The 20,797-nt window shown below is 61.5% G+C and carries 18 protein-coding genes; 11 read left to right on the top strand and 7 right to left on the bottom strand.

From position 1 onward, the window contains the following. Nucleotides 1-97 precede the first annotated feature (97 nt). From GOQ25_RS08850 to GOQ25_RS08840, 3 genes are all read left to right on the top strand, one after another. Complete coding sequence (locus GOQ25_RS08850) at nt 98-655, top strand: flavin reductase family protein (protein WP_160350098.1); 558 nt, start codon at nt 98-100, stop codon at nt 653-655. Between the two features lie 176 nt (nt 656-831). Next, nucleotides 832-1,599: an SDR family oxidoreductase gene (locus tag GOQ25_RS08845; protein ID WP_160350097.1), complete on the top strand. Its 768-nt coding sequence runs from the start codon at nt 832-834 to the stop codon at nt 1,597-1,599. A 262-nt stretch (nt 1,600-1,861) separates the two neighbouring features. Further along, nucleotides 1,862-2,071 (top strand): type II toxin-antitoxin system VapB family antitoxin, encoded by a 210-nt coding sequence (locus GOQ25_RS08840; protein WP_160350096.1) that lies wholly within the window; start codon nt 1,862-1,864, stop codon nt 2,069-2,071. 88 nt (nt 2,072-2,159) lie between these two features. Here the strand turns inward: GOQ25_RS08840 and GOQ25_RS08835 are convergent, their stop codons facing one another. From GOQ25_RS08835 to GOQ25_RS08815, 5 genes are all read right to left on the bottom strand, one after another. Then, nucleotides 2,160-2,798, bottom strand: coding sequence for a histidine phosphatase family protein (locus GOQ25_RS08835; RefSeq protein ID WP_160350095.1), 639 nt, complete (start codon nt 2,796-2,798; stop codon nt 2,160-2,162). After that, nucleotides 2,795-3,712: a LysR family transcriptional regulator gene (locus GOQ25_RS08830; protein ID WP_160350094.1), complete on the bottom strand. Its 918-nt coding sequence runs from the start codon at nt 3,710-3,712 to the stop codon at nt 2,795-2,797. Before GOQ25_RS08830 ends, GOQ25_RS08835 begins: the two co-directional genes overlap by 4 nt. 8 nt (nt 3,713-3,720) lie before the next feature. Beyond that, complete coding sequence (locus GOQ25_RS08825; protein WP_160350093.1) at nt 3,721-4,806, bottom strand: ABC transporter ATP-binding protein; 1,086 nt, start codon at nt 4,804-4,806, stop codon at nt 3,721-3,723. Beyond that, nucleotides 4,803-6,512 carry an iron ABC transporter permease gene (locus GOQ25_RS08820; protein ID WP_160350092.1) on the bottom strand — a complete coding sequence of 570 codons (1,710 nt, stop codon included), beginning with the start codon at nt 6,510-6,512 and terminating at the stop codon, nt 4,803-4,805. Before GOQ25_RS08820 ends, GOQ25_RS08825 begins: the two co-directional genes overlap by 4 nt. A 182-nt stretch (nt 6,513-6,694) precedes the next feature. Then, a complete protein-coding gene (locus GOQ25_RS08815; protein WP_160350091.1) occupies nt 6,695-8,017 on the bottom strand; it encodes an ABC transporter substrate-binding protein in 1,323 nt (440 codons plus the stop codon). A 197-nt stretch (nt 8,018-8,214) separates the two neighbouring features. On the opposite strand from GOQ25_RS08815, the gene GOQ25_RS08810 reads away from it, so the two are divergent. After that, nucleotides 8,215-9,537 (top strand): solute carrier family 23 protein, encoded by a 1,323-nt coding sequence (locus GOQ25_RS08810; protein WP_160350090.1) that lies wholly within the window; start codon nt 8,215-8,217, stop codon nt 9,535-9,537. A gap of 344 nt (nt 9,538-9,881) precedes the next feature. Further along, entirely contained in the window at nt 9,882-10,358 is a 477-nt protein-coding gene (greA, locus tag GOQ25_RS08805) for a transcription elongation factor GreA (protein ID WP_160350089.1), read from the top strand. 90 nt (nt 10,359-10,448) lie between these two features. Here the strand turns inward: greA and GOQ25_RS08800 are convergent, their stop codons facing one another. Further along, nucleotides 10,449-11,045, bottom strand: coding sequence for a YhbY family RNA-binding protein (locus tag GOQ25_RS08800; RefSeq protein ID WP_160350088.1), 597 nt, complete (start codon nt 11,043-11,045; stop codon nt 10,449-10,451). A gap of 18 nt (nt 11,046-11,063) precedes the next feature. On the opposite strand from GOQ25_RS08800, the gene GOQ25_RS08795 reads away from it, so the two are divergent. From GOQ25_RS08795 to GOQ25_RS08775, 5 genes are all read left to right on the top strand, one after another. After that, complete coding sequence (locus tag GOQ25_RS08795) at nt 11,064-11,699, top strand: RlmE family RNA methyltransferase (protein WP_160350087.1); 636 nt, start codon at nt 11,064-11,066, stop codon at nt 11,697-11,699. 147 nt (nt 11,700-11,846) lie between these two features. Then, nucleotides 11,847-13,739: an ATP-dependent zinc metalloprotease FtsH gene (gene ftsH, locus GOQ25_RS08790; protein WP_160350086.1), complete on the top strand. Its 1,893-nt coding sequence runs from the start codon at nt 11,847-11,849 to the stop codon at nt 13,737-13,739. 24 nt (nt 13,740-13,763) lie between these two features. Further along, a complete protein-coding gene (gene folP, locus GOQ25_RS08785; protein WP_160350085.1) occupies nt 13,764-14,606 on the top strand; it encodes a dihydropteroate synthase in 843 nt (280 codons plus the stop codon). Then, on the top strand, nt 14,603-15,946 hold the full coding sequence (gene glmM / locus GOQ25_RS08780) for a phosphoglucosamine mutase (protein WP_160350084.1): 1,344 nt from the start codon (nt 14,603-14,605) through the stop codon (nt 15,944-15,946). Before folP ends, glmM begins: the two co-directional genes overlap by 4 nt. A gap of 201 nt (nt 15,947-16,147) precedes the next feature. Next, nucleotides 16,148-16,930, top strand: a complete 783-nt coding sequence (locus GOQ25_RS08775) for a GNAT family N-acetyltransferase (RefSeq protein ID WP_160350083.1) — start codon at nt 16,148-16,150, stop codon at nt 16,928-16,930. A gap of 79 nt (nt 16,931-17,009) precedes the next feature. Here GOQ25_RS08775 and ppx read toward each other — a convergent pair whose 3' ends face one another. Further along, the gene (ppx, locus tag GOQ25_RS08770) at nt 17,010-18,497 is read right to left on the bottom strand and encodes an exopolyphosphatase (RefSeq protein ID WP_160350082.1); all 1,488 of its coding nucleotides are present in this window, start codon (nt 18,495-18,497) and stop codon (nt 17,010-17,012) included. Nucleotides 18,498-18,677: 180 nt separating this feature from the next. On the opposite strand from ppx, the gene ppk1 reads away from it, so the two are divergent. Continuing rightward, complete coding sequence (gene ppk1 / locus GOQ25_RS08765) at nt 18,678-20,747, top strand: polyphosphate kinase 1 (RefSeq protein ID WP_160350081.1); 2,070 nt, start codon at nt 18,678-18,680, stop codon at nt 20,745-20,747. Nucleotides 20,748-20,797 lie beyond the last annotated feature (50 nt).

The raw sequence follows: 20,797 nt of genomic DNA, 5'->3' as shown, positions 1-20,797 counted from the left end.
TGCACCTCAGGCCACGGCTTTCAACGAATACTGCCCCGTACTCAGGGGCCCGCGTCCGGCGTGGCCCGCCGTGCGCTCTCCCTAAGGAGACTCTGCCATGCCAGACACTTTGCCCGCAGAAAAGGCGTACCGCATCCTGGAATCCGGTCCGGTCCTGTTGGTATCGACCCGTGCCGCCGACGGCAGCGCCAATGTGATGACCCTGGGATTTCACATGATGATGTTGCACGACCCGCCGCTAGTCGGGGTGATCCTTGGGCCGTGGGACCATAGCCACCGGGCGCTATCGGAGACCGGCGAGTGTGTACTGGCCGTACCGACAGTGGATTTGGCCGAGAAGGTGGTCGATATCGGCAATTGCTCGGGGAGTACGCTCGATAAATTCGCGCACTTCGGGTTGACACCCCTGCCGGCCGAGATGGTGCACGCACCGCTGGTGGGCGAGTGCTGGGCCAACCTGGAATGCCGGGTGGCAGACGAAGACTGGGTGCGTCGCTACGATTTGTGGGTGTTGCAGGTCCAGCGGATCTGGATCGACACCTCGCGGGAGGAAACGCGACTGATCCATCATCAGGGTGACGGACGGTTCAGCGTGGATGGCGATGCGATCGATCTGGGGGAACGGATGGTGAAGTGGCGGGATCTGATGGATTGATATTGCGGGCTGTGCGCCGCCGCCAGCGGTTTTCTAGGATGTGCGGCTAGTTAGACGGCATCTGTCAGAATGACTTCCTTTGTTCTTATGCGTGAGCGCTGTCTGCTGTGTCTATGCATGGCGAATGGGCAGCCGTGGGCTGTTAAGCTCGCGAAAAGTCTTTTGAACGGATTGCCATGACTGCAGTGTTTATTACGGGTGCGTCTAGCGGGCTGGGGCGGGCATTGGCCTGGCGGTACGCGTGCGCGGGGGCCACGCTTGGCTTGGTAGCGCGGCGGGGGGAGGCTTTGCGTGAATTGGCGGATTCCTTGCCAGGCGAGCATCGGTGTTATGCGCTGGATGTGCGTGACCGCACGGCATTGCACGCGGCGGCGGAGGATTTTCTGGCGGCGAATGGCGGCCGGGTGGATGTGGTGATCGCCAGCGCGGGGATCAGTGCGGGCACGTTGACGGAACATGTCGAAGATTTCGAGGTGTTCAAAGCGATCGTGGATACGAATCTGCTGGCGACGGTGGCGACGTTCGAGCCGTTCATTGGGGCGATGAAGCGGGCGCGTAGTGGGCGATTGGTGGGGATTGCGAGCGTGGCGGGAATCCGAGGGCTGCCGGGGGCGGGGGCTTATAGCTCGTCCAAGGCGGCGGTGATCGCGTATTGCGAGAGCTTGCGGTTGGAGATGGCTCCCGTCGGAGTGCGAGTGGTGACGATTGCGCCGGGGTATATACGGACGGCGATGACGGAGAAGAATCCGTATTCGATGCCGTTCCTGATGGATGCCAATGCGTTTGCGGCGCGGGCTCAGGTGGCGATTGAACGGGGGACGTCTTATACGGTGATCCCGTGGCAGATGGGGGTGGTGGCGCGGTTGATGCGGTTGTTGCCTAACTGGGTGTATGACTTGGCGGCTCGAGGGGCGCCGCGTAAGCCTCGGGTGGGGCAGAGGTGATTAGGGCGGTGTTGGGGCCGTGGGTGTCGTGCTATTGACGTCCCGGCCGTTGGCCTGAGGGGCACACCGGCCCTGTCGCAGCGGCTCGGCCCACGAGCAGGGGCCTCGGTCGCCTGCGGCGACTTCCCGCCGCTCAACGGGCCAGTGTGCCCCTCAGACCAACGGCCGGGACTGCGGTGGTGGCTTGCGAGGGCTGGTGGGCTTGTTGTTTGGCATCAATTGTTGAATTTGGTGTTGGAGAATGCAGCGATAGGAGGGTGGTATGCGTGTCACGGTGAATTTGGACAGCGAGCTGATCGCAAAGGCGCGCGACTTTTCCGGCATTCAGGATGGGTCGGCTTTGCTTCAGCAGGCATTGAAGCGAATGGTCGAGAAGGAAGCGTCGCGTCGGTTGGCGCGGATGGGCGCAGCGTGCCCTGACCTCACTCACACTAGACGGCGTCAGGCCGTGCCCGGCAATGATATTGGTTAAGCAAACGGCACCTTGAGGTGCCGTTTTCACACAGTGTTAGCGCCAGCGTGGATCGCTTCAGCGCGAGCAGAACCCTTGGTATTCGCCTTCAGGGCACGATATCGCTGGTCGATTCGGCCTCCAGGTGCGACACGTCGCCCCAATCCAGAACCTGCCATTTGCGACCCTCGATGGCGATGCGGTTGATGCTGGCGTTCAGTAACGGCACGGGGCGATGGGCGTCTAGCGCGACGCCATTGGCGTGGCGCCAGATGATGTCGAGGACGCCGCCGTGGGTGACGGCCAGGATGCGTTCGTTATCGTGGCGTTGGGCGAGGTCGTGGACGGTAGCCAGCACGCGGGATTGAAACTGGCCTAGGGATTCGCCGCCTTCGATCGGGCGATTGGGGTCGCGGCTGCGGCGGGCGGCTGCGGCTTCGGGGGCGAGTTCGTCAATGCGGCCGAGATCCAGGCCTTCGAGGATGCCGTAGCAGCGTTCGCGCAGGCCGGGCTCGGTGCGGATGCGCAGCTCGAGAGCCGTAGAGATGGGTTCGGCGGTGGTATGGGCGCGTTGGAGATCGCTGCTATAGAGTGCGTCGAACTTCGTGTCCAGGGTCGCGATGCGGGCGGCCAGTTGGGAGGCTTGGTCGATGCCGGCGTCGTTCAGCGCGATGTCTTTCCAGCCTTGCAGGCGGCCTTCGCGGTTCCAGGCGGTTTCGCCGTGGCGGATAAACCAGATTTCTGTCATGCCAATGCTTGGTGAGGGTGGGGGTCGGCGCGGCGCGCTTTCCAGATGTTTTGCATGAGAGAGCTTAACGCGACTAGCACGGGTTCGCTGGCGCGTTCGTTGGAAATCATGAATCCAAGGGTGGCGTCCGCGCGTGCCTGGCCCCAGACGATGAAATCGCCAGCGGCCGCACCGGCCATCGCGATTTCCTCGCGGATAAGGGCGCAGCCCGCGCCGGCTCGGACAAGGGCGTTCAGGTTCGCTTGGTCGTCGTGTTGCATGACGACGCGGGGTGCGAGGCCGTGGCGCTCGAACATGTCGCGTAGCAGCAGGTGCGTATGGCACCCGGCGGGGCCGTCGAGCCAGGGGAGTTGAGCGACGTCGCGCCAGCCCCCGCGTTTTAGCGCGGTGGCCAGGCCCGCGGGCATGGCGATGCGGTAGCGGACGCTGCGCAAGGGCAGCCAGTGTGTGCCGCGCGGCGGATTGACCACGATGGTCAGCGCGGCGTGCAGGCGGCCGGTGCTGACGGTTTCGTGCAGTTGTAGGGCCGATAGGGTGACGGTTTTCAACTCGATCAGTGGCAGTTGGTCCCGTACCGCGGCGGCGAGTTCGCCGAGCCTGAGGAAATCGGGTTGCTCGCTGGGAATGCCCAGCTCGACGATGCCGTGCAAGCTACCTTGCAAGTGTTGGGCCTCGGCTTTGAGCTGCGCACCGAGCACTAGCAGCGATTCGGCGGTCGGTAGCAGGGCTTCGCCGGCCTTGGCCAAGGCCAGCCGGCCGCCCGTGCGATCGAAGAGCGCGACGCCCAGGCTTTGTTCCAGCGCCTTGATTTGCGCGGTGACGGCAGGCTGGGTGATGGATAGTGCGTCCGCGGCCTTGGTCAGGTTGCCCAACCGGGCAACCGTGACGAAGGCGCGAATTTGATAAATTTCCATGTCGGCAATTATGCCGGCAGCAAACGTATCTGCGATGGCTCCAAACCGATGGATACAGGGGCGCCCACGGGGAAGGGGGACAGTCCTGCTAAATGGGACTGATCCGCGGTCACCCGATGCTCGCCGACCTGGACTTGGTAACGCGTGAATTCACCCAGGAATTCGCTGGCTTCAACCACGCCGGGCAGCCAAACGTAACGCGCATCGCCCAGGCCGTCGGCCATGTCGATATGGACGGTATGCGGCCGGAAACTGGCGGCGAGCCGTTCGCCCGCAGGGGGCTCGCTGACCAGCGGTAATTGCAGATCGCCGACACCGGCGACATTGAGCACGACGTTGCTGCTGCTGCGCTCGCGCACGGTGCCTTCCAGTACATTCATCGTGCCGACGAAGTTCGCGACGAAACGGTTGACCGGGTAATCGAACAGGGTGGTGGGCGCGCCTATCTGCTGGACCACGCCGTGGTCCATGACCGCCATGCGATCGGCCGTGGTCATTGCCTCTTCCTGGTCGTGCGTGACGAAAATCGTGGTGATGCCCAGGCGACGTTGCAGGCTAAGCAGGTCCTGGCGCATTTGCACGCGCAGCTTTTTATCGAGGTTGGACAAGGGCTCGTCGAGCAGCAGCACTTGCGGTTCGATGACGATGGTGCGCGCCAGCGCCACGCGTTGCTGCTGGCCGCCCGACAACTGATTGGGTCGGCGGTTGGCATACTGGGACAGGCCTACCAGATCGAGCGCGGCTTCGACCTTGTCGCGGATCTCAGCGCGGGGCAGCCGGCGTTCAACGAGCCCGAAGGCGACGTTGTCCCACACAGTCATGTGCGGCCATAGCGCGTAGTTCTGAAACACCATGCCGATATTGCGACCCCAAGGCGGCGTGCCGCTGATGTCTTTGCCGTCCACCAGCAGTTGCCCGTGGCTATGCTGATTAAAACCGGCAATCAGGCGTAGCAAGGTGGATTTGCCCGAGCCCGAGGGGCCCAGCAGCGCAAAAAACTCGCCGGGTTCGATGTAGATGTTGATGTCTTTCAGCACCTCGGTCTTGCCGTAGGAGAGCCGGATGTTGCGGCATTCGACGCTGACTTTTTTCATTCTGATCCCTCGTTGCGTGCGGGTCGCTGGCGCGCGGACGCGCGTTCGACCAGCAGGTGCGAAATGTATGTACCGATACCGACAGCGACCACGGCCAGTACCCCCAGAGCCGCGCCCGGGCCGCGTCCGGCCGCGCTTTGCATGTAGAGATAAATGCCGTAGCTCATGGGCGCCTGACTGTCACGCGTGACCAGCATGATGGTGGCCGAGAGCTCCACGGCAGCGGTGACGAAGCTCGTGACGAATCCCGCCAGCATGCCTCCGGCCATCAGCGGCACCACGACGCGCCGGATGGTGCGCAGGCGGTTCGCACCCAGCGATTCGGCGGCTTCCTCCAACGACACATTGATCTGCTGCAAGGCGGCCACACACGAGCGCAACGCATACGGCAGTCGCCGCACGGAATACGCGATCATGATCAATAGCCACGACGAGGTGATCAGCGTGCCCGTCAGCGGGAATTCCCAGCCGCGGAACGTACGCAGCATGCCAATGGCCAGCACGATGCCGGGGATGGCGAGCGCGGCCGATGCGAGAAAATCCAGCCATTGCCGCGCCGGTAGCCGCGTGCGCAACATCAAATACGCGATCGCCGTACCCAAGATCACGTCCACGCCAGCCGCCAATCCGCAATACAACAGCGTATTGGTGATCATGCCGTGCGAATCGCTGAACACCGCCGCGTAATGTTCCAGCGTAAAGCCATCGGGCAGCGGCGCATAGCTCCATACGGTAGCCAGCGACAGCAACAGCACGCCGATGTGGGGCGACAACACCAACAACAGCACCAGCGTGATCCAGCCATAGGCGAGCACGCTTTCGGCCGGCTTGAGCCGCCGCTTTTGAATCGAGCTGCCGCCTTTCTGCAGCGTGGAGTAGTCCTTGCCCTTGAGCACGCGTGCCGATAACCATAACGCGAGTATCGAGAAGCCAATCATGATGACGCTGATCACATATCCCAGCGGATCTTCAAGGCCCACTTGGGTGATGCGCAGATACGCTTGCGGCGCCAGCATGTTGGTCGTACCCAATACCAGCGGCGTGCCGAGGTCATCGAAGACTTTGACGAAGACCAACGATGTGCCGGCGACGTAGCCCGGTAGCGCGAGCGGGAAAATAATGCGGCGAAATAGCCTGAAACCCCGTGAGCCCAGATTGAACGCCGCCTCTTCCATGGAACCGTCGATATTCCTCAGCGCCACCACCAGGTTCATCAGGATGAACGGAAAGTAGTGAATGGACTCGACGAAAATCACACCGTTGAGGCCTTCCATGAAAGGCAGTGTGAAATCGAACCAGTCAGACAATAAGAGGTTCACGCTGCCCGAGCGGCCGAATATCAATTGCATGGCCACCGCACCCACGAAGGGCGGCATGATCAGTGGCAATACCCCTAAAGTCTGAATAATGAGCGCCCCTCGGAATTCGAAGCGCACGGTGAAATAAGCCAGCGGAATGGCGATCAGCGAAGCAATCAGCGCTGACCATCCCGCAACATAAAGACTATTGAAAAAGGCCTCCTGCATCAGAGGCTGGGCGAAAAACGCCCCGAAGTGGCCTAAGGTAAAACTCCCGTCCGCGTTGACAAATGCGCTATAGAAAACGGTGCCAACCGGGACAATCAAGAACAATCCCAGAAAAGCCAGTACCAATAGCGCGGTCAATAGCGGTCCCGCCGGCAGGCGCGAGCGGCTCGCAAAGGTCATTAAATGCTCCAGAGGCCCCGCGGCGTCACGACGCGGAACGAGGAATTCAGAAAGTATTGCGCACGAGGTCCGTGGCCGCGATGACATGCGTCCGCGCCCACGGGGCAATGCCCGTGGGCGTGACCGTTAATCGGCTGTCGTAGCTGCGGTGTGCGCGTGACGTCTCTACAGCAACAGCGGTGCTACAGGGCAGCCGCTTCGCGCGCTAGCTTGACCGCCTCTTCGTAGTTGGCGCGCGCTTTACCGCTCCATTCGCCTTCGAGTTGCGAGATTTGCTGGCTCGCGGAGGCGTCTTTCTTGTCGCGTAGGAAGATCGCCAGGAACTCGGGATCATTAACGGCCTTGGCGTCGATTAACGGCGACCATGCCAGTTTGCGGGCCTGATCGAGCAACTCGGCGGCTTTGCCGGATTGCGCTTTGTCTCCGAGTTTTTGTTCGGCGTCGTAGATCGCCTTGGTCGCGGCCTGCAGTTCCTTCAGCCGGAAGGTGATGGTTTGATCGAAAAGCGTTTGCACAACGTAGTAACGCTTCTGCGACAGTTCGGCATCGAAATGCACCTTGCTGCGCTCGGCCAGAACGGTGGGGTCGGGGTAGCCGTCGGGGATCTTGTCGCCCAGGTCCTTATACGGGAGTACCGGCAAGCGCGAGATCTTGGGTTCGAGCAACAGTTCCTGGCCGCGCTTGCTCAGCGTGAAGGCGATGAACTTCTTGCCTTCTTCGGTGTTCTTGGCGCCGGCAATCAATGCGATGTTGGCCGGCACGATGGCCGTTTCGGTTGGGTAGACGAATTCGACGGGGAATTTCGAGTATTTGCTCGACAGGCCAAAGAAATCGATCACCGGCCCGGCGCCGAATTGACCGTTGTTGACGCCATCGGGTACGCCAAACGAGCGTTCCGTCATTTGGCTGGCGTTGCCGGACATGCGGATCAACGTGCGCCAACCCTCGTCCCAGCCTTCGCCCTGCAAAATGGTCTCGACGGTCAGGTGCATGGTTCCCGAGCGGGAAGGCGAGGTCATCCCGACATGACCAAACCATTCCGGAGCGAGCAGGTTTTTCCATTCCGCGGGCGGCGGCAGTTTATGCGCCTTGATATAGCGGGTGTTGTACATGATGCCGTACCCCGCCAGCGCTTGTCCCAAGTACATCCCGCCGGGGGCGTTGATCGGATAGCTCCCGATCTTGTCCGGGACTTCCGGGTTGGCGACATCGGCGGCCGAGGCCAGCAGCTTGTCGCGGCCCAAGACCTCGAACGCGTCTGGTGCGCTTGCCCAGAATACCTCTGGGCGCTGGCCCTCTGGGGTTTCTTTGACGAAGGCGATGCCCGATACCGTGTTCTTGTTCAAGATTTCCAGCGTAATGCCGGGATTGGCTTTCTCGAAGGCGGACTTATACGCCTGGGTCAGATCTTTTGGGAACGAGGTAATCACGGTCACGGTGCCAGCCAGCGCCGGGCCACACACCGCCAACAAAGCCCCCGCGAGGGCAGTGCGCATCTTGGACATGTCAGTCTCCGTTGTGTTTTGGGTGTCCGCACAAAGTAGCCACGCGATCCTTGCTCGTCCAATCATAAATTTTGATGTGGGTCATCAAAAGGAGCCCTAGACCTGTTGCCGCGGGCATCACCGGATTGCCGAGACCGGCGCCCACCCCTACACTTCGCCCGCCGATTAATTAATCCTGTTTCGTCACAGGCGATTTCATGTCGAATTCTTATTTTCCGCGTTGGAAACGGGTCGATGACTCCGTGCCAGGCATAGTAGTAGGCCCGGAAGACCGATTGTCCGGACCCAAAAACGTCGCGATGGGCGTGCAGCACGTGGTGGCCATGTTCGGCTCCACCGTGTTGGCACCCTTGCTCATGGGCTTTGATCCGAACGTCGCGATCTTGATGTCCGGTGTAGGCACGCTGATCTTCTTCCTATTTGTCGGCGGGCGCGTGCCGAGTTATCTGGGATCGAGCTTTGCCTTCATTGGCGGCGTGGTGGCGGTTACTGGCTATGCGGGATCGGGGCCGAATCCAAACATTGGCGTGGCATTGGGCGCCATCATTGCCTGCGGGCTGGTTTATGCGCTAATTGGCTTGATCGTGGCGGCCGCCAGCTCGCGCGGTGGCGGCGGCGCGGCGTGGATTGAAGCCCTGATGCCTCCCGTGGTGACGGGGGCCGTCGTGGCCGTTATCGGACTGAATCTCGCGCCTATCGCTGTCAAAGGCGCGATGGGCGGATCGGGCTTTGAAACCGCCATGGCGATAGTGACCGTGTTGTGCGTGGGCGCGATCGCGGTCTACACCCGCGGCACGATTCAGCGTCTTTTGATCCTGATTGGCCTCTTGCTGGCATGTGTGATCTACGGGATTTGCGCCAACGGACTCGGCATGGGCAAGCCCATCGATTTCTCCGGTGTTGCCGCCGCGGATTGGCTGGGCTTGCCCCATTTCGCCGCGCCGGTATTCCGCGCCGACGCCATGGGCCTGATCGTGCCGGTCGCCATTATTCTGGTGGCCGAGAACTTGGGCCATATCAAGGCTGTCAGCGCCATGACCGGCCAGAACCTCGACCGTTATATGGGGCGCGCGTTCATCGGCGACGGTGTGGCGACCATGGTCTCGGGCGCCGTCGGGGGGACGGGAGTGACGACTTACGCCGAAAACATCGGTGTCATGGCAGTCACGCGGATTTACTCGACCTTGGTTTTCCTGGTGGCGGCGTTTATTGCCATTCTGCTCGGTTTCTCGCCCAAGTTCGGCGCGCTGATTCAGACCATTCCGAGCCCGGTGCTGGGCGGCATGTCGGTGGTGGTGTTTGGCCTGATCGCCGTGGCCGGCGCGCGTATCTGGGTCGTCAACCAGGTCGATTTCAGCGATAACCGTAATCTCATCGTGGCTGCCGTCACGCTCGTACTGGGCGCGGGCGATTTCACCGTGAAGCTGGGCGACTTCACCTTGGGGGGCATCGGAACCGCTACCTTCGGCGCCATCATTCTGTATGCATTGTTGCGTCGGAATGCACGTCGCATCATCTAAACGTGACTCCAGGCGGTGGGGGATCGGGCTGCGCATGACAGGTGCCTGAACGGCTTGCAATTCCGCCGGAATTTCCCCACAATGAGGCCTTGCTTGCCCCGGTTCCAACCCGAGCCGGGGTTTTGTTTTGGTCTTCGCCCTACCGACCTGCGCGTAGGGGATAGCCAAAACCTCAGGTCGAAAGCCCCCAGTTGTCATTGGGTTCGATTCCGCTTTCGCCTGATCGATCTTTAGTGGTTGTCATAGGCTCGTCCCGCCCGCGCGGCGCTGACTGATGCCTGATTGCAATTTTTTACCGAAACGTCCCGTTCGGGGCGTTTTTCACTTTTTGTTTGGGAAACGACATGTCTGCCATTCCTCTGACCGCGCGCGGCGCCGAGCGTCTGCAAGCCGAATTGCACAGGCTGAAAACCATTGAACGCCCCGCCGTGATCAACGCCATTGCCGAGGCACGCGCCCAGGGTGATCTGTCGGAAAACGCCGAGTACGACGCCGCCCGTGAACGCCAGGGCTTTATCGAAGGCCGCATCGCCGAACTCGAAGGCACGCTTTCCAACGCGCACATCATCAATCCCGCCGAGCTCGATGCCGAAGGCCGCGTCGTGTTTGGCGCAACGGTCGATATCGAGGACCTGGAGTCGGGCGAGCGCCTGACCTATCAGATCGTGGGCGACCTGGAAGCCGACATCAAGGCCAATCTGATTTCGGTCTCCAGCCCCGTCGCACGCGCCCTGATCGGCAAGTCCGAGGCCGATGTGGTCGAGGTCAAGGCGCCCTCGGGCATTCGCGAATACGAAATCCTGAGCGTACGCTACGCTTAATTGATACGCCTGAAAGCAAAACGCGCCCCGCCAGGGGCGCGAAGCTACGGCGCAAGCTGACCTGATGCCAGGTCAGCTTTATTTTTGTTGTTAACGCTTGGTGGTCTTGCGACCCGCCGAGGCACGCAGGCCGCGCGCGCCGGCGCGCAGGCTCAACGCGCTGCCGGAACGGCGCGGGATGCCGTGGGCCGGGGTTTTCTTGGTCGTCGGGCGCGCGGGACGGCCGGCGTCGTTGAGGTCACGGCGGCTGAACGATTTGGCAGGCGGCTCGGCGGCGGCAGGCTTGCGAGCCGGGGCGCGTCGCTTGGACAAGGTCTTGCCTTCGGCCGCGAGCTTCTTGGGCGTATGCGGCTCGGAAGGCTTGCGGCGCAACGGTGTGCTCTCGGTCGGCTCGGAGGCTGTTACATTACCGGGCAGCGGGCGGAACAAAATCAGGATCTTACCCAGGTGGTGGACGGCCGCGCACGACAGCGTGTCGCAGATCGTCGCCAGCATGGCCTCGCGCTCGTCGCGGTCGCTACCGCCGGCGCGTACCTTGATCAGCCCATGCGACGTCAGGGCGCGGTCGATTTCTTTCAGGACCGCGTCGGTCAGCCCGTTGTCGCCGATCAGGACGACCGGGTGGAGCGGGTGGGCGGCCGAGCGCAACTCGCTGCGCTCGCGTGAGGTGAGTTCTAATATAGGCATGCGTGGAATTGTACGGTAATGGCCAAAAAGAAATTCTCTAAAGACTGGATTCACCAGCACATCAACGACCCTTATGTGAAGATGGCGCAACAAAAGGGTTACCGGGCGCGCGCCGCCTTTAAACTCATCGAGATCGTCGATACCGAGAAACTATTGCGCCGCGGGGATATCGTGGTGGATCTGGGCTCGGCGCCGGGCAGTTGGTCGCAAGTCGCACGCGAGCGTCTGGCCGGCCCCGGGGGTGTGGTCGATGGTCGTATTATCGCGCTGGATCTGCTTCCCATGGAACCCATCGCCGGGGTGGAATTTATCCAGGGCGATTTTCGTGAAGACGAGGTCTTGGAACAATTGCAACAGTTGGTGGGCGGCAAGCCTGTCGACCTTGTGATTTCCGACATGGCCCCCAATCTATCAGGCGTGGGTAGCGCCGATTCAGCCCGCATTCAACACGTATGCGAGCTGGCGATGGAATTTGCGTGCAACCATCTCAAGCCCGATGGGGCGTTGATTGTCAAAGCCTTTCACGGCAGCGGATTTTCGCAAATTGTGCAAAGCTTCAAACAGCGCTTCAAACGGGTGGTCGAGCGTAAACCTAAAGCCTCGCGGGATAAGTCCTCCGAAACCTTTTTGGTCGCGCGTGATCTGAAGTTGTAATTATTAGCGGTGATTCACCCAGCGCGTTTCGGATCGCCAGGCGTAATTGGTCCCGACAGGGTAGAATGAACTATTGACATACTTGTGACTGTGCCATATACGCGGGGGCGCGGTTGCCGGTCGGAATCAAAAGCGGGAGATCGACCTTTGAACAACTCTTTTTCTAAAGTCGCGGTCTGGATGGTGATCGCACTGGTCCTGTTCACGGTATTCAAACAGTTCGATGGGCGTACGCAATCGCAAGACGGCGTGAGCTACACCCAGTTCATGGATGATGCCAAGGCAGGCCGTATTCGCAAAGTCGACGTGCAGGGCGACGTCTTGTATGTCACGCCGGATACAGGGCGGTCCTATAGCCTGACGTCGCCGGGCGACATCTGGATGGTTTCCGATCTGCTGAAGTACGGCGTGGACGTCTCGGGCAAGGCGCGCGAAGAACCGTCGCTGTTGATGAGCATTTTCGTCTCCTGGTTCCCCATGCTGCTGTTAATCGGCGTCTGGGTGTTCTTCATGCGACAGATGCAGGGAGGCGGCAAGGGCGGCGCATTCAGCTTCGGCAAATCCCGCGCGCGCATGCTGGACGAGAACACCAACCAGATCACCTTCGCCGACGTGGCCGGTTGCGACGAGGCCAAGGAAGACGTCCAGGAACTGGTCGATTTCCTGCGTGACCCCAGCAAATTCCAAAAGCTGGGCGGCCGCATTCCCCGTGGCGTGCTGATGGTCGGTTCGCCCGGTACCGGTAAGACGCTGCTGGCCAAGGCCATCGCCGGCGAAGCCAAGGTGCCGTTTTTCAGTATCTCCGGTTCCGACTTCGTGGAAATGTTCGTCGGGGTGGGCGCCGCCCGTGTTCGCGACATGTTCGAGAATGCGAAAAAGCATGCGCCTTGCATCATCTTTATCGACGAAATCGACGCCGTGGGCCGCCAACGTGGCGCGGGTCTGGGCGGTGGTAACGACGAACGCGAACAGACCTTGAACCAGATGCTGGTGGAAATGGACGGCTTTGAGTCCGGCCAGGGCGTGATCGTGATCGCCGCCACCAACCGTCCCGACGTGCTGGATCCGGCGCTGTTGCGTCCGGGCCGTTTCGACCGTCAAGTCGTGGTGCCGCTGCCGGACATCCGTGGCCGCGAGCAGATTTTGCGCGTGCATATGCGCAAGGTGCCTCTGGCGACCAACGTCGATGCCAGCATCCTGGCGCGTGGCACCCCGGGCTTCTCGGGTGCGGATTTGGCTAACCTGGTTAACGAGGCCGCGCTCTTTGCCGCGCGCCGCAATGGCCGCACCGTCGATATGACGGACTTCGAGAAAGCCAAGGACAAGATCATCATGGGCGCCGAGCGTCGCTCGATCGTCATGCCCGAAGAGGAACGCAAGAACACCGCGTACCACGAATCCGGTCATGCCATCGTCGCGCGCATGCTGCCCAAGACGGACCCCGTGCACAAAGTCACCATCATCCCGCGTGGCCGTGCGCTGGGCGTGACGATGCAACTGCCCGAAAGCGATCGCTACAGCATGGATAAGGAACGCCTGCTGAACACCATCGCCGTGTTGTTCGGTGGCCGCATCGCCGAAGAAATCTTCATGAACCAGATGACGACCGGCGCCTCGAACGACTTCGAACGCGCTACCGCCATCGCCCGCGACATCGTGACCCGTTACGGGATGACCGATGAGCTGGGTCCCATGGTTTATGCCGAAAACGAAGGCGAGGTGTTCCTCGGCCGTAGCGTGACGAAAACCACGCATATGTCCGAAGCCACGATGCAGAAGGTCGACAACGAAATCCGTCGCATTATTGACGAGCAGTATGGCGTCGCGCGCAAGATCCTCGAAGACCATCGCGATATGGTCGAAGCGATGACAGCCGCTCTGCTCGAATGGGAAACCATCGACGCGGATCAGATCGAAGACATCACCTCCGGTCGGCCGCCGCGTCCGCCGAAGGTCCCGCAAGGGCCCGCCGACGGTACCGACACCCCGCCGCCCTCGGCTGGTGTGGCGACGGGCAGCAGCTCGCCGGCTGCCGTGTAAGTTCTGTTCCCTGCGTGTTTTCCTATGGTTGACACTCTTCTGTGCGGGCGCTTTGAGCTGAGTCTCGAGCGCCCGCTCGTCATGGGTATCGTGAACATCACGCCCGACTCGTTCTCTGATGGCGGGCAGCATGCCGACACCGACGCGGCCGTGCGTCACGCGCATAGGCTGATCGAAGAGGGCGCGCACATACTGGATCTGGGTGGCGAGTCCACCCGGCCCGGGGCCGAGCCGGTTCCCGCGCAAGCCGAATTGGCGCGTTTGTTGCCCGTGATCGAGGCGCTGCGCGACTGTGGCGTTCCTCTGTCGGTCGATACCTTCAAGCCTGAGGTCATGCGCGCGGTGCTGGATGCGGGCGCCGACATGATCAACGACATCTACGGGTTCCGCCAGCCGGGCGCGATCGAGGCCGTCGCCGATTCGCGTTGCGGATTATGTGTGATGCACATGAAAGGCGAGCCGGGCACGATGCAGCTCGCGCCGGAATATGACGACCTGATGGGCGAGATCCACGATTTTCTGGTCGCGCGCGTGGCGCAGTTGCAAGCCGCCTCGGTCGATGCGCGGCGCATCGTTCTGGATCCTGGCTTCGGCTTTGGCAAGACCGCCGACCACAACTATCAATTACTGCACGGTCTTTCCGACCTGTGTCTTACCGGTTACCCCCTCCTGACAGGACTTTCACGCAAACGCATGATTGGCGATGCGACGGGCAAACCCGTCGGCGACCGGCTTGCCGGCAGCGTCGCCGGGGCGTTGGCGTGCGTCGCGCGCGGGGCAGCGATTGTGCGCGTGCATGACGTCGCGCCTACCGTCGATGCGTTAAAAGTCTGGGAAGCAGCCGATCAAGGAGCTATTCGAGCATGAGTCAGCGCAAGTATTTTGGAACGGACGGCGTCCGTGGGGAAGTCGGTGGCGAAGTCATCAATGCCGCCTTCGCGCTGCATCTGGGTTTTGCGGCAGGGCGCGTGCTGATGCGTCACTATGGTGCGCGCGGCACAGGCCGGCCCCAGGTGGTCATCGGCAAAGACACGCGGATCTCGGGCTATATGCTGGAATCGGCGCTGGAAGCCGGATTGTCCGCCGCGGGCGTTGACGTATTGCTGGCTGGGCCGCTGCCCACGCCCGCCATCGCGTATCTGACACGCGCGCTGCGCCTGGTGGCGGGTATCGTCATCAGCGCCTCGCATAATCCCTATCAGGACAACGGCATCAAGTTCTTCTCGTCTCAGGGTATGAAACTGCCCGACGAGATCGAATCTGAAATCGAAGCCGCCCTTGATGAACCGCTGGGCTGCGTGACTTCCGAAGCCCTGGGACGCGCGCGCCGCATGCAGGATGTGCAAGGGCGTTATATCGAGTTCTGCAAGAGCACGTTCCCCCACGAATTGGATTTGAACGGTCTGAAGATCGTTGTCGATGCCGCCCATGGCGCGGCGTACAACGTCGCGCCGCATGTGTTCCGTGAACTCGGGGCCGATGTGCATGCCATTGGCGTGTCGCCCGATGGTTTCAATATCAACGAGGGCGTGGGCGCGCTACACCCCGAGTCCTTGGCCAAAGTCGTCAAGGAACGCGGCGCCGACCTCGGTATTGCGCTCGACGGCGACGCCGACCGTCTGCAGATGGTCGACGGCGACGGCCGGATCTACAACGGTGACGAACTCTTGTACGCCATCGTGCGCGACCGCATGACGCAAGGACCGGTCGAAGGCGTGGTGGGCACGCTGATGACCAACTACGGCTTTGAATTGGAAATGCAGCGCCTGGGCGTGGGTTTCGAGCGTGCCAAGGTCGGCGACCGCTACGTGATGGAGCGTATGCAGGCGCGCGGCTGGTTGTTTGGCGGTGAGAGCTCGGGCCATTTGCTTTGCCTGGATCGTCACACCACCGGCGACGGCATCATTGCCGCGCTGCAGGTGTTGACCGCCATGCGTCGCAGCGGCGAGAGCCTCGCTGCATGGGTGCGCGAGCTGCGCATGTACCCGCAGAAAATGATCAACGTGCCCTGGACGCCGGGCAAGGACTGGTCCTCTCATGATGGGCTCGTGACGGCGCAACGCGAGGTCGAAAAGGAACTCGCGGGACGTGGCCGGGTACTCATTCGCGCGTCCGGTACCGAGCCGAAGTTGCGTTTGATGGTCGAGGCCGAGGACGCCGCATTGGCGACGTCATGCGCCGAGAAGCTGGCGGCCAGCCTGGGCTGAGCGGACCGGCTTGTGCAGTCAGGGGCTGGTTCCTGCAACAGGACCGGCCCCTCGTTTATGCAAACACCTTCAACGTCATTCCATATTTCCGCCCGGATAGCGACCGCTGGGCGGGCGTACACTCACAGTCATGCCATATTTGCGTCAGAAGCCTGACATATCCCGCCTGCACACTGTCTCGATGGTAAGGAGTCTTGTGCGATGCTTGAGTTAGGACGTGTGGACGCCCGCAAGGGCGCAGCACAGTGGGCTGGATCGTCCGCGCCGGTTTATGTGGTTGGCCTCGCCCGCACGGCCGAAGAAATCGAAGAGATTCAGCGCCTGCGTTTTACCGTGTTCACCGAAGACATGGGCGTGGTGTTCCCCGAGGAAAACGAGGGCTTGGACCAGGACCGCTACGATCCCTGGTGTGAACACTTGATGGTGCGTGAGCTGGATACCGGCCGGGTAGTGGGGGGATATCGCATCCTGACGCCGGAAAAGGCACGCGAGGCCGGTGGCTATTATTCCGAATCCGAGTTCGATCTGTCCGGGCTCGCGGCGTTGCGCCATGATCTGGTGGAAGTCGGCCGTTCCTGCACGCATGCGGATTTTCGCAATGGCGCGGTCATCATGTTGTTGTGGTCCGGGCTGTCCGAATTCATGCGGCGCGGCGGCTATCGCTATATGCTGGGCTGCGCGAGCGTCAGTTTGCGAGACGATGGCGTGACGGTCGCCGAGGTCTGGCGTAATGTGGCGAGCCACCTGCAGGATCCGACGTTGCCGCGTATCCAGCCGCTATTCCGTTATCCGGTGGAACGGCTCAATAGCACCTTGCCCGGGCGCGTCCCCCCGCTTATCAAGGGCTATCTGAATCTGGGCGCCCGTATCTGCGGCGAGCCCGCTTGGGATCCGGATTTCAACGCCGCCGATTTTCCGGTATTGCTGGATATGACGCAGATGAACCGCCGATACCGGCGTCATTTCGGGCTGGATGTCGCGTGAGCCATCCACGCTGAACGCCCTGTCGTGGCTCCTGCATCGGCGTGAGAGGCCGCGAGCCAGGCACGTCGGCCGGCCTGGCTTAAAGCTCCCGCACTTCAAAGGTAAAGCCGACCTTGCCCCATTCGGCTTCTTCGCTGCGTAGGGTGTATTCGCTAAGCGGATGTTTGGCCAGCCACATCTGGTTGACGTGAACGACGAAGCGCTTTCCATCCACCGTCACGCTCAACGGTAATTGCGCAATGTCGGCGCGACGACGCATCAGTAGTACCGACAGGCGCAGGCAGAGAATCGCCACCCATTGACTGCGGTGGCGCACCATCGATTCCAATTTGGTCAGCTTGCCTTGGTGGCCCAGGGCCAAAAGCGCAAGCAACTCCTGATCCGCTTGCGAGAAACCGGGCATGTCCGCGTTCGCCAGCACATACGCCGTGTGCTTGTGATAGGCGCCATGCGCGATCGACAGTCCGACTTCGTGCAGATCGGCGGTCCAGGCCAGGGCATTGCGCAGTTCGGCGTGCTTATCGCCCGGCTCGTAGATGGTGTCGAAGAACTTTAGCGCCGCCTGCCGCACGCGCTGCGCCTGATTCATGTCCACGTGGTAGCGTTTCATGAACTGGCGCACCGATTGATCGCGGGTGTCTTTCGCGACGTCGCGCCCAAGCAAGTCATGCAGTACGCCCACGCGTAGCGCGCCATCACCGGTGTCCATCTGCTCGATGCCCAGCTCGTCGAATAGCGCACCCATGATCGCCAATCCGCCCGGCAACACCGCCGCGCGTTCCAGCTTGATCCCGGGCAGTTCCGAGGGAATCACACGGCCCGAACGGATGATGCGTTCCTTGAGCTTGTTCATCCCCGCGCGCGTGATGCCGCGATCCGAGAAGCCGCATTCGGTCAGGATCGCGTAGAGCGCTTTGGCCGTGCCCGAGGAGCCGAAGGCTTCCTTCCAACCGGTTCGGCGGTAGGTTTTCGAGATCACCTCGGCTTCGCGGCGCGCCATCATCTCGGCCTGCCGCATGCGTTCGGCCGTGATTACCCCGTCTGCGAAAAACTGGCGGCTGTAGGTCAAGCAGCCCATGTGCAACGAGGTCATCAGACCGGGCTCCAGACCCTTGCCGATGACAACTTCGGTCGAGCCGCCGCCGATGTCGATGACCAGACGCTTGTTGTCGGAGGCCGGCAGCGAATGCACCACACCCAGATAAATCAGCCGCGCTTCCTCGCGCCCGGCGATTACCTCAATCGGAAACCCCAGGGCCGCCTCGGCCCGCGGCAAGAACTCGGGCGTATTGCGCGCCACGCGGAACGTATTGGTCGCCACCGCCCGCACACGGCTAGGAATAAAGCTATGCAAGCGCTCGCCGAATCGTCCCAACACCGCGATGGCGCGATCGATCGCGTCCTGGCTCAGGACGTTATTCTCGTCCAGACCAGCCGCCAGGCGGACGGTCTCCTTTAGACGGTCGACGGGGTACAGCTGCGGCTCGCCTTCATGTTGAACCACCCGTGCGACGGATAGGCGAAAGCTGTTGGAGCCGATGTCCACGGCGGCCAGAAGGTGATCCATGCGGGAAAAGAGGAGGGCTAGTAGAGCGTCAATTATAGGGAACCCTTGTGGCGCCGCACCACCGATCGCGCCAGAGTGTGCGGAATTGGCGTAGGCTATGGGGTTTCGCCACACTGTCACGGAACAGTCACGTCAACCCAGTAAAACCGCAGCCTCTGCGCCCTAGTAATGGAACTCGGTATGTCCGCATCGAAGGTCGATTCCCCATTTTTGAATCGTGAGCTGTCGCTGTTGAAATTCAATGAACGGGTGCTGGCGATGGCGGAAAATCCCGAAGTCCCGCTCCTAGAGCGCCTGCGCTATGTCTGTATCGTCAGCTCCAACCTCGACGAGTTTTTCGAGATCCGCGTCTCCAGCTTGAAGGAAAAGATCCGCCAGAATCCTGGCATGGTCGGCCCCGACGGCCGTACGCCGGCCGAGGTGTTTGTACGGGTGCAGGAAAAGGTGCACGCACTGGTGGAGCGCCAGTATCAGCTGCTCAATGACGACATCCTGCCGCGCCTTGATGCCGAGGGCATCGCGCTGCTGCATGCTTCGGAATGGAACGCGGCGCAGCAGCAGTGGGCCTACGAGCTCTTCACCAACGATGTGATGCCGCTGCTGACTCCCATCGGGCTGGATCCGGCGCATCCGTTTCCTCGGGTCTATAACAAGAGCCTGAACTTTATCGTCGCGCTGTCCGGGGCCGATGCGTTCGGGCGTCAAGCGTCTATTGCGATCGTGCAAGCGCCGCGCGCGTTGCCACGGCTGATCAAGATGCCGCCCGAGATTTCGGGCAAGCCCGATGGCTACATCCTGCTGACCTCGCTGCTGCGCGCCTTCGTGGGCGAGCTGTTTCCCGGCTTGGAAATGCTGGGCTGTTATCAATGGCGCGTCACGCGCAACAGCGATCTCTTTGTCGATGAAGAAGAAGTCACCAACCTGCGGCTGGCCTTGCAGGGCGAACTCTCGCAGCGCAATTTTGGCGCATCGGTGCGGCTGGAAATCGATCGCCTCACCCCGCCCGAACTCGAGGCCTACTTACAGGACGAGTTCTCGCTCACGGCCAACGACACTTATCGCGTACATGGGCCGGTGAATTTGTCGCGCCTGATACAGCTGTGCGAGGTGGGTAGCCGGCCCGACCTGCTCTACACCCCCCATCACGGCTCGGTTCCGCCGCCGCTGGATCGCGTGGCGGACAAGCCGGCTGACCTGTTTGCCGCCATCGCCAAAGCCGACCGGCTGCTGCATCACCCGTACCAGTCCTTCCAGCCCGTTATCGATTTTCTGACTGCCGCCGCACTGGATCCGGACGTGATGGCGATCAAGCAGACGATCTATCGCACCGGCGAGGATTCGGAACTCATGAAAATCCTGCTGGCGGCCGCGCGCGCTGGCAAGGAGGTCACCGTCGTGGTTGAACTGATGGCGCGCTTTGACGAACAGACCAACATCAATTGGGCGGCGCGTCTGGAGGAGGTGGGCGCGCACGTCGTGTACGGCGTGGTCGCGCATAAAACGCACGCCAAAATGGCCGTGGTCCTGCGCCGGGAAAAAGGCAAGCTACGGCGCTACGCGCATCTGGGTACAGGCAACTATCACCCCCGCACCGCGCGTCTATATACGGATTTTGGCCTGCTGACCGCCGACCCGGATCTGTGCGAGGACATGGACAAGGTTTTTGGCCAGCTCACCGGGCTCGGCGCGCGCCGCAAGCTGAAGGCGCTGGTGCAGTCGCCCTTCACCATGCACGAAACCATGATGGCGTTGATCCAGGCCGAGACACGCGCGGCTCAGGAAGGGCGCCCCGCCAAGATCATGGCCAAGATGAACGCCTTGCTCGAGGAGCGCATCATCACCGAGCTCTACCACGCCAGCCAGGCTGGCGTGAAGATCGACCTGGTTGTGCGTGGCGTCTGTGCGCTGCGGGCAGGGGTGCCAGGGCTATCAGAAAACATCCGCGTGCGCTCTATCGTCGGGCGTTTTCTGGAGCATTCGCGCGTCTTTTATTTCTATGCGGATGGCGCGGAAACCGTTTATTTGTCATCGGCCGATTGGATGGACCGAAATTTCTTTCGCCGCGTGGAAATCGCATTTCCCATACGCGATAAGCACGCCAAGAAACGCGTGATCGAAGAGGCCTTTACCTTTGCCTGGCGCGACAACCAGCTCGCCTGGGATCAGCGGCCCGATGGCACCTATGCGCCCGCGCGTAATCACCGTGCGCCGTTCAATCTGCACGAACATCTCATGGAGCGTTTGAAATAGCGTGGCCTGACGCGTGATCAGCAACTGTCACAGACTTGTCATGTTGGCCT

The sequence above is a fragment of the Bordetella sp. 15P40C-2 genome, from assembly GCF_009763235.1.
In the GTDB taxonomy this organism is placed as follows: Bacteria; Pseudomonadota; Gammaproteobacteria; order Burkholderiales; family Burkholderiaceae_B; genus Bordetella_A.
Note: the sequence above shows the minus strand (reverse complement) of the source record. Positions and strands in the feature narration are given on the sequence as shown.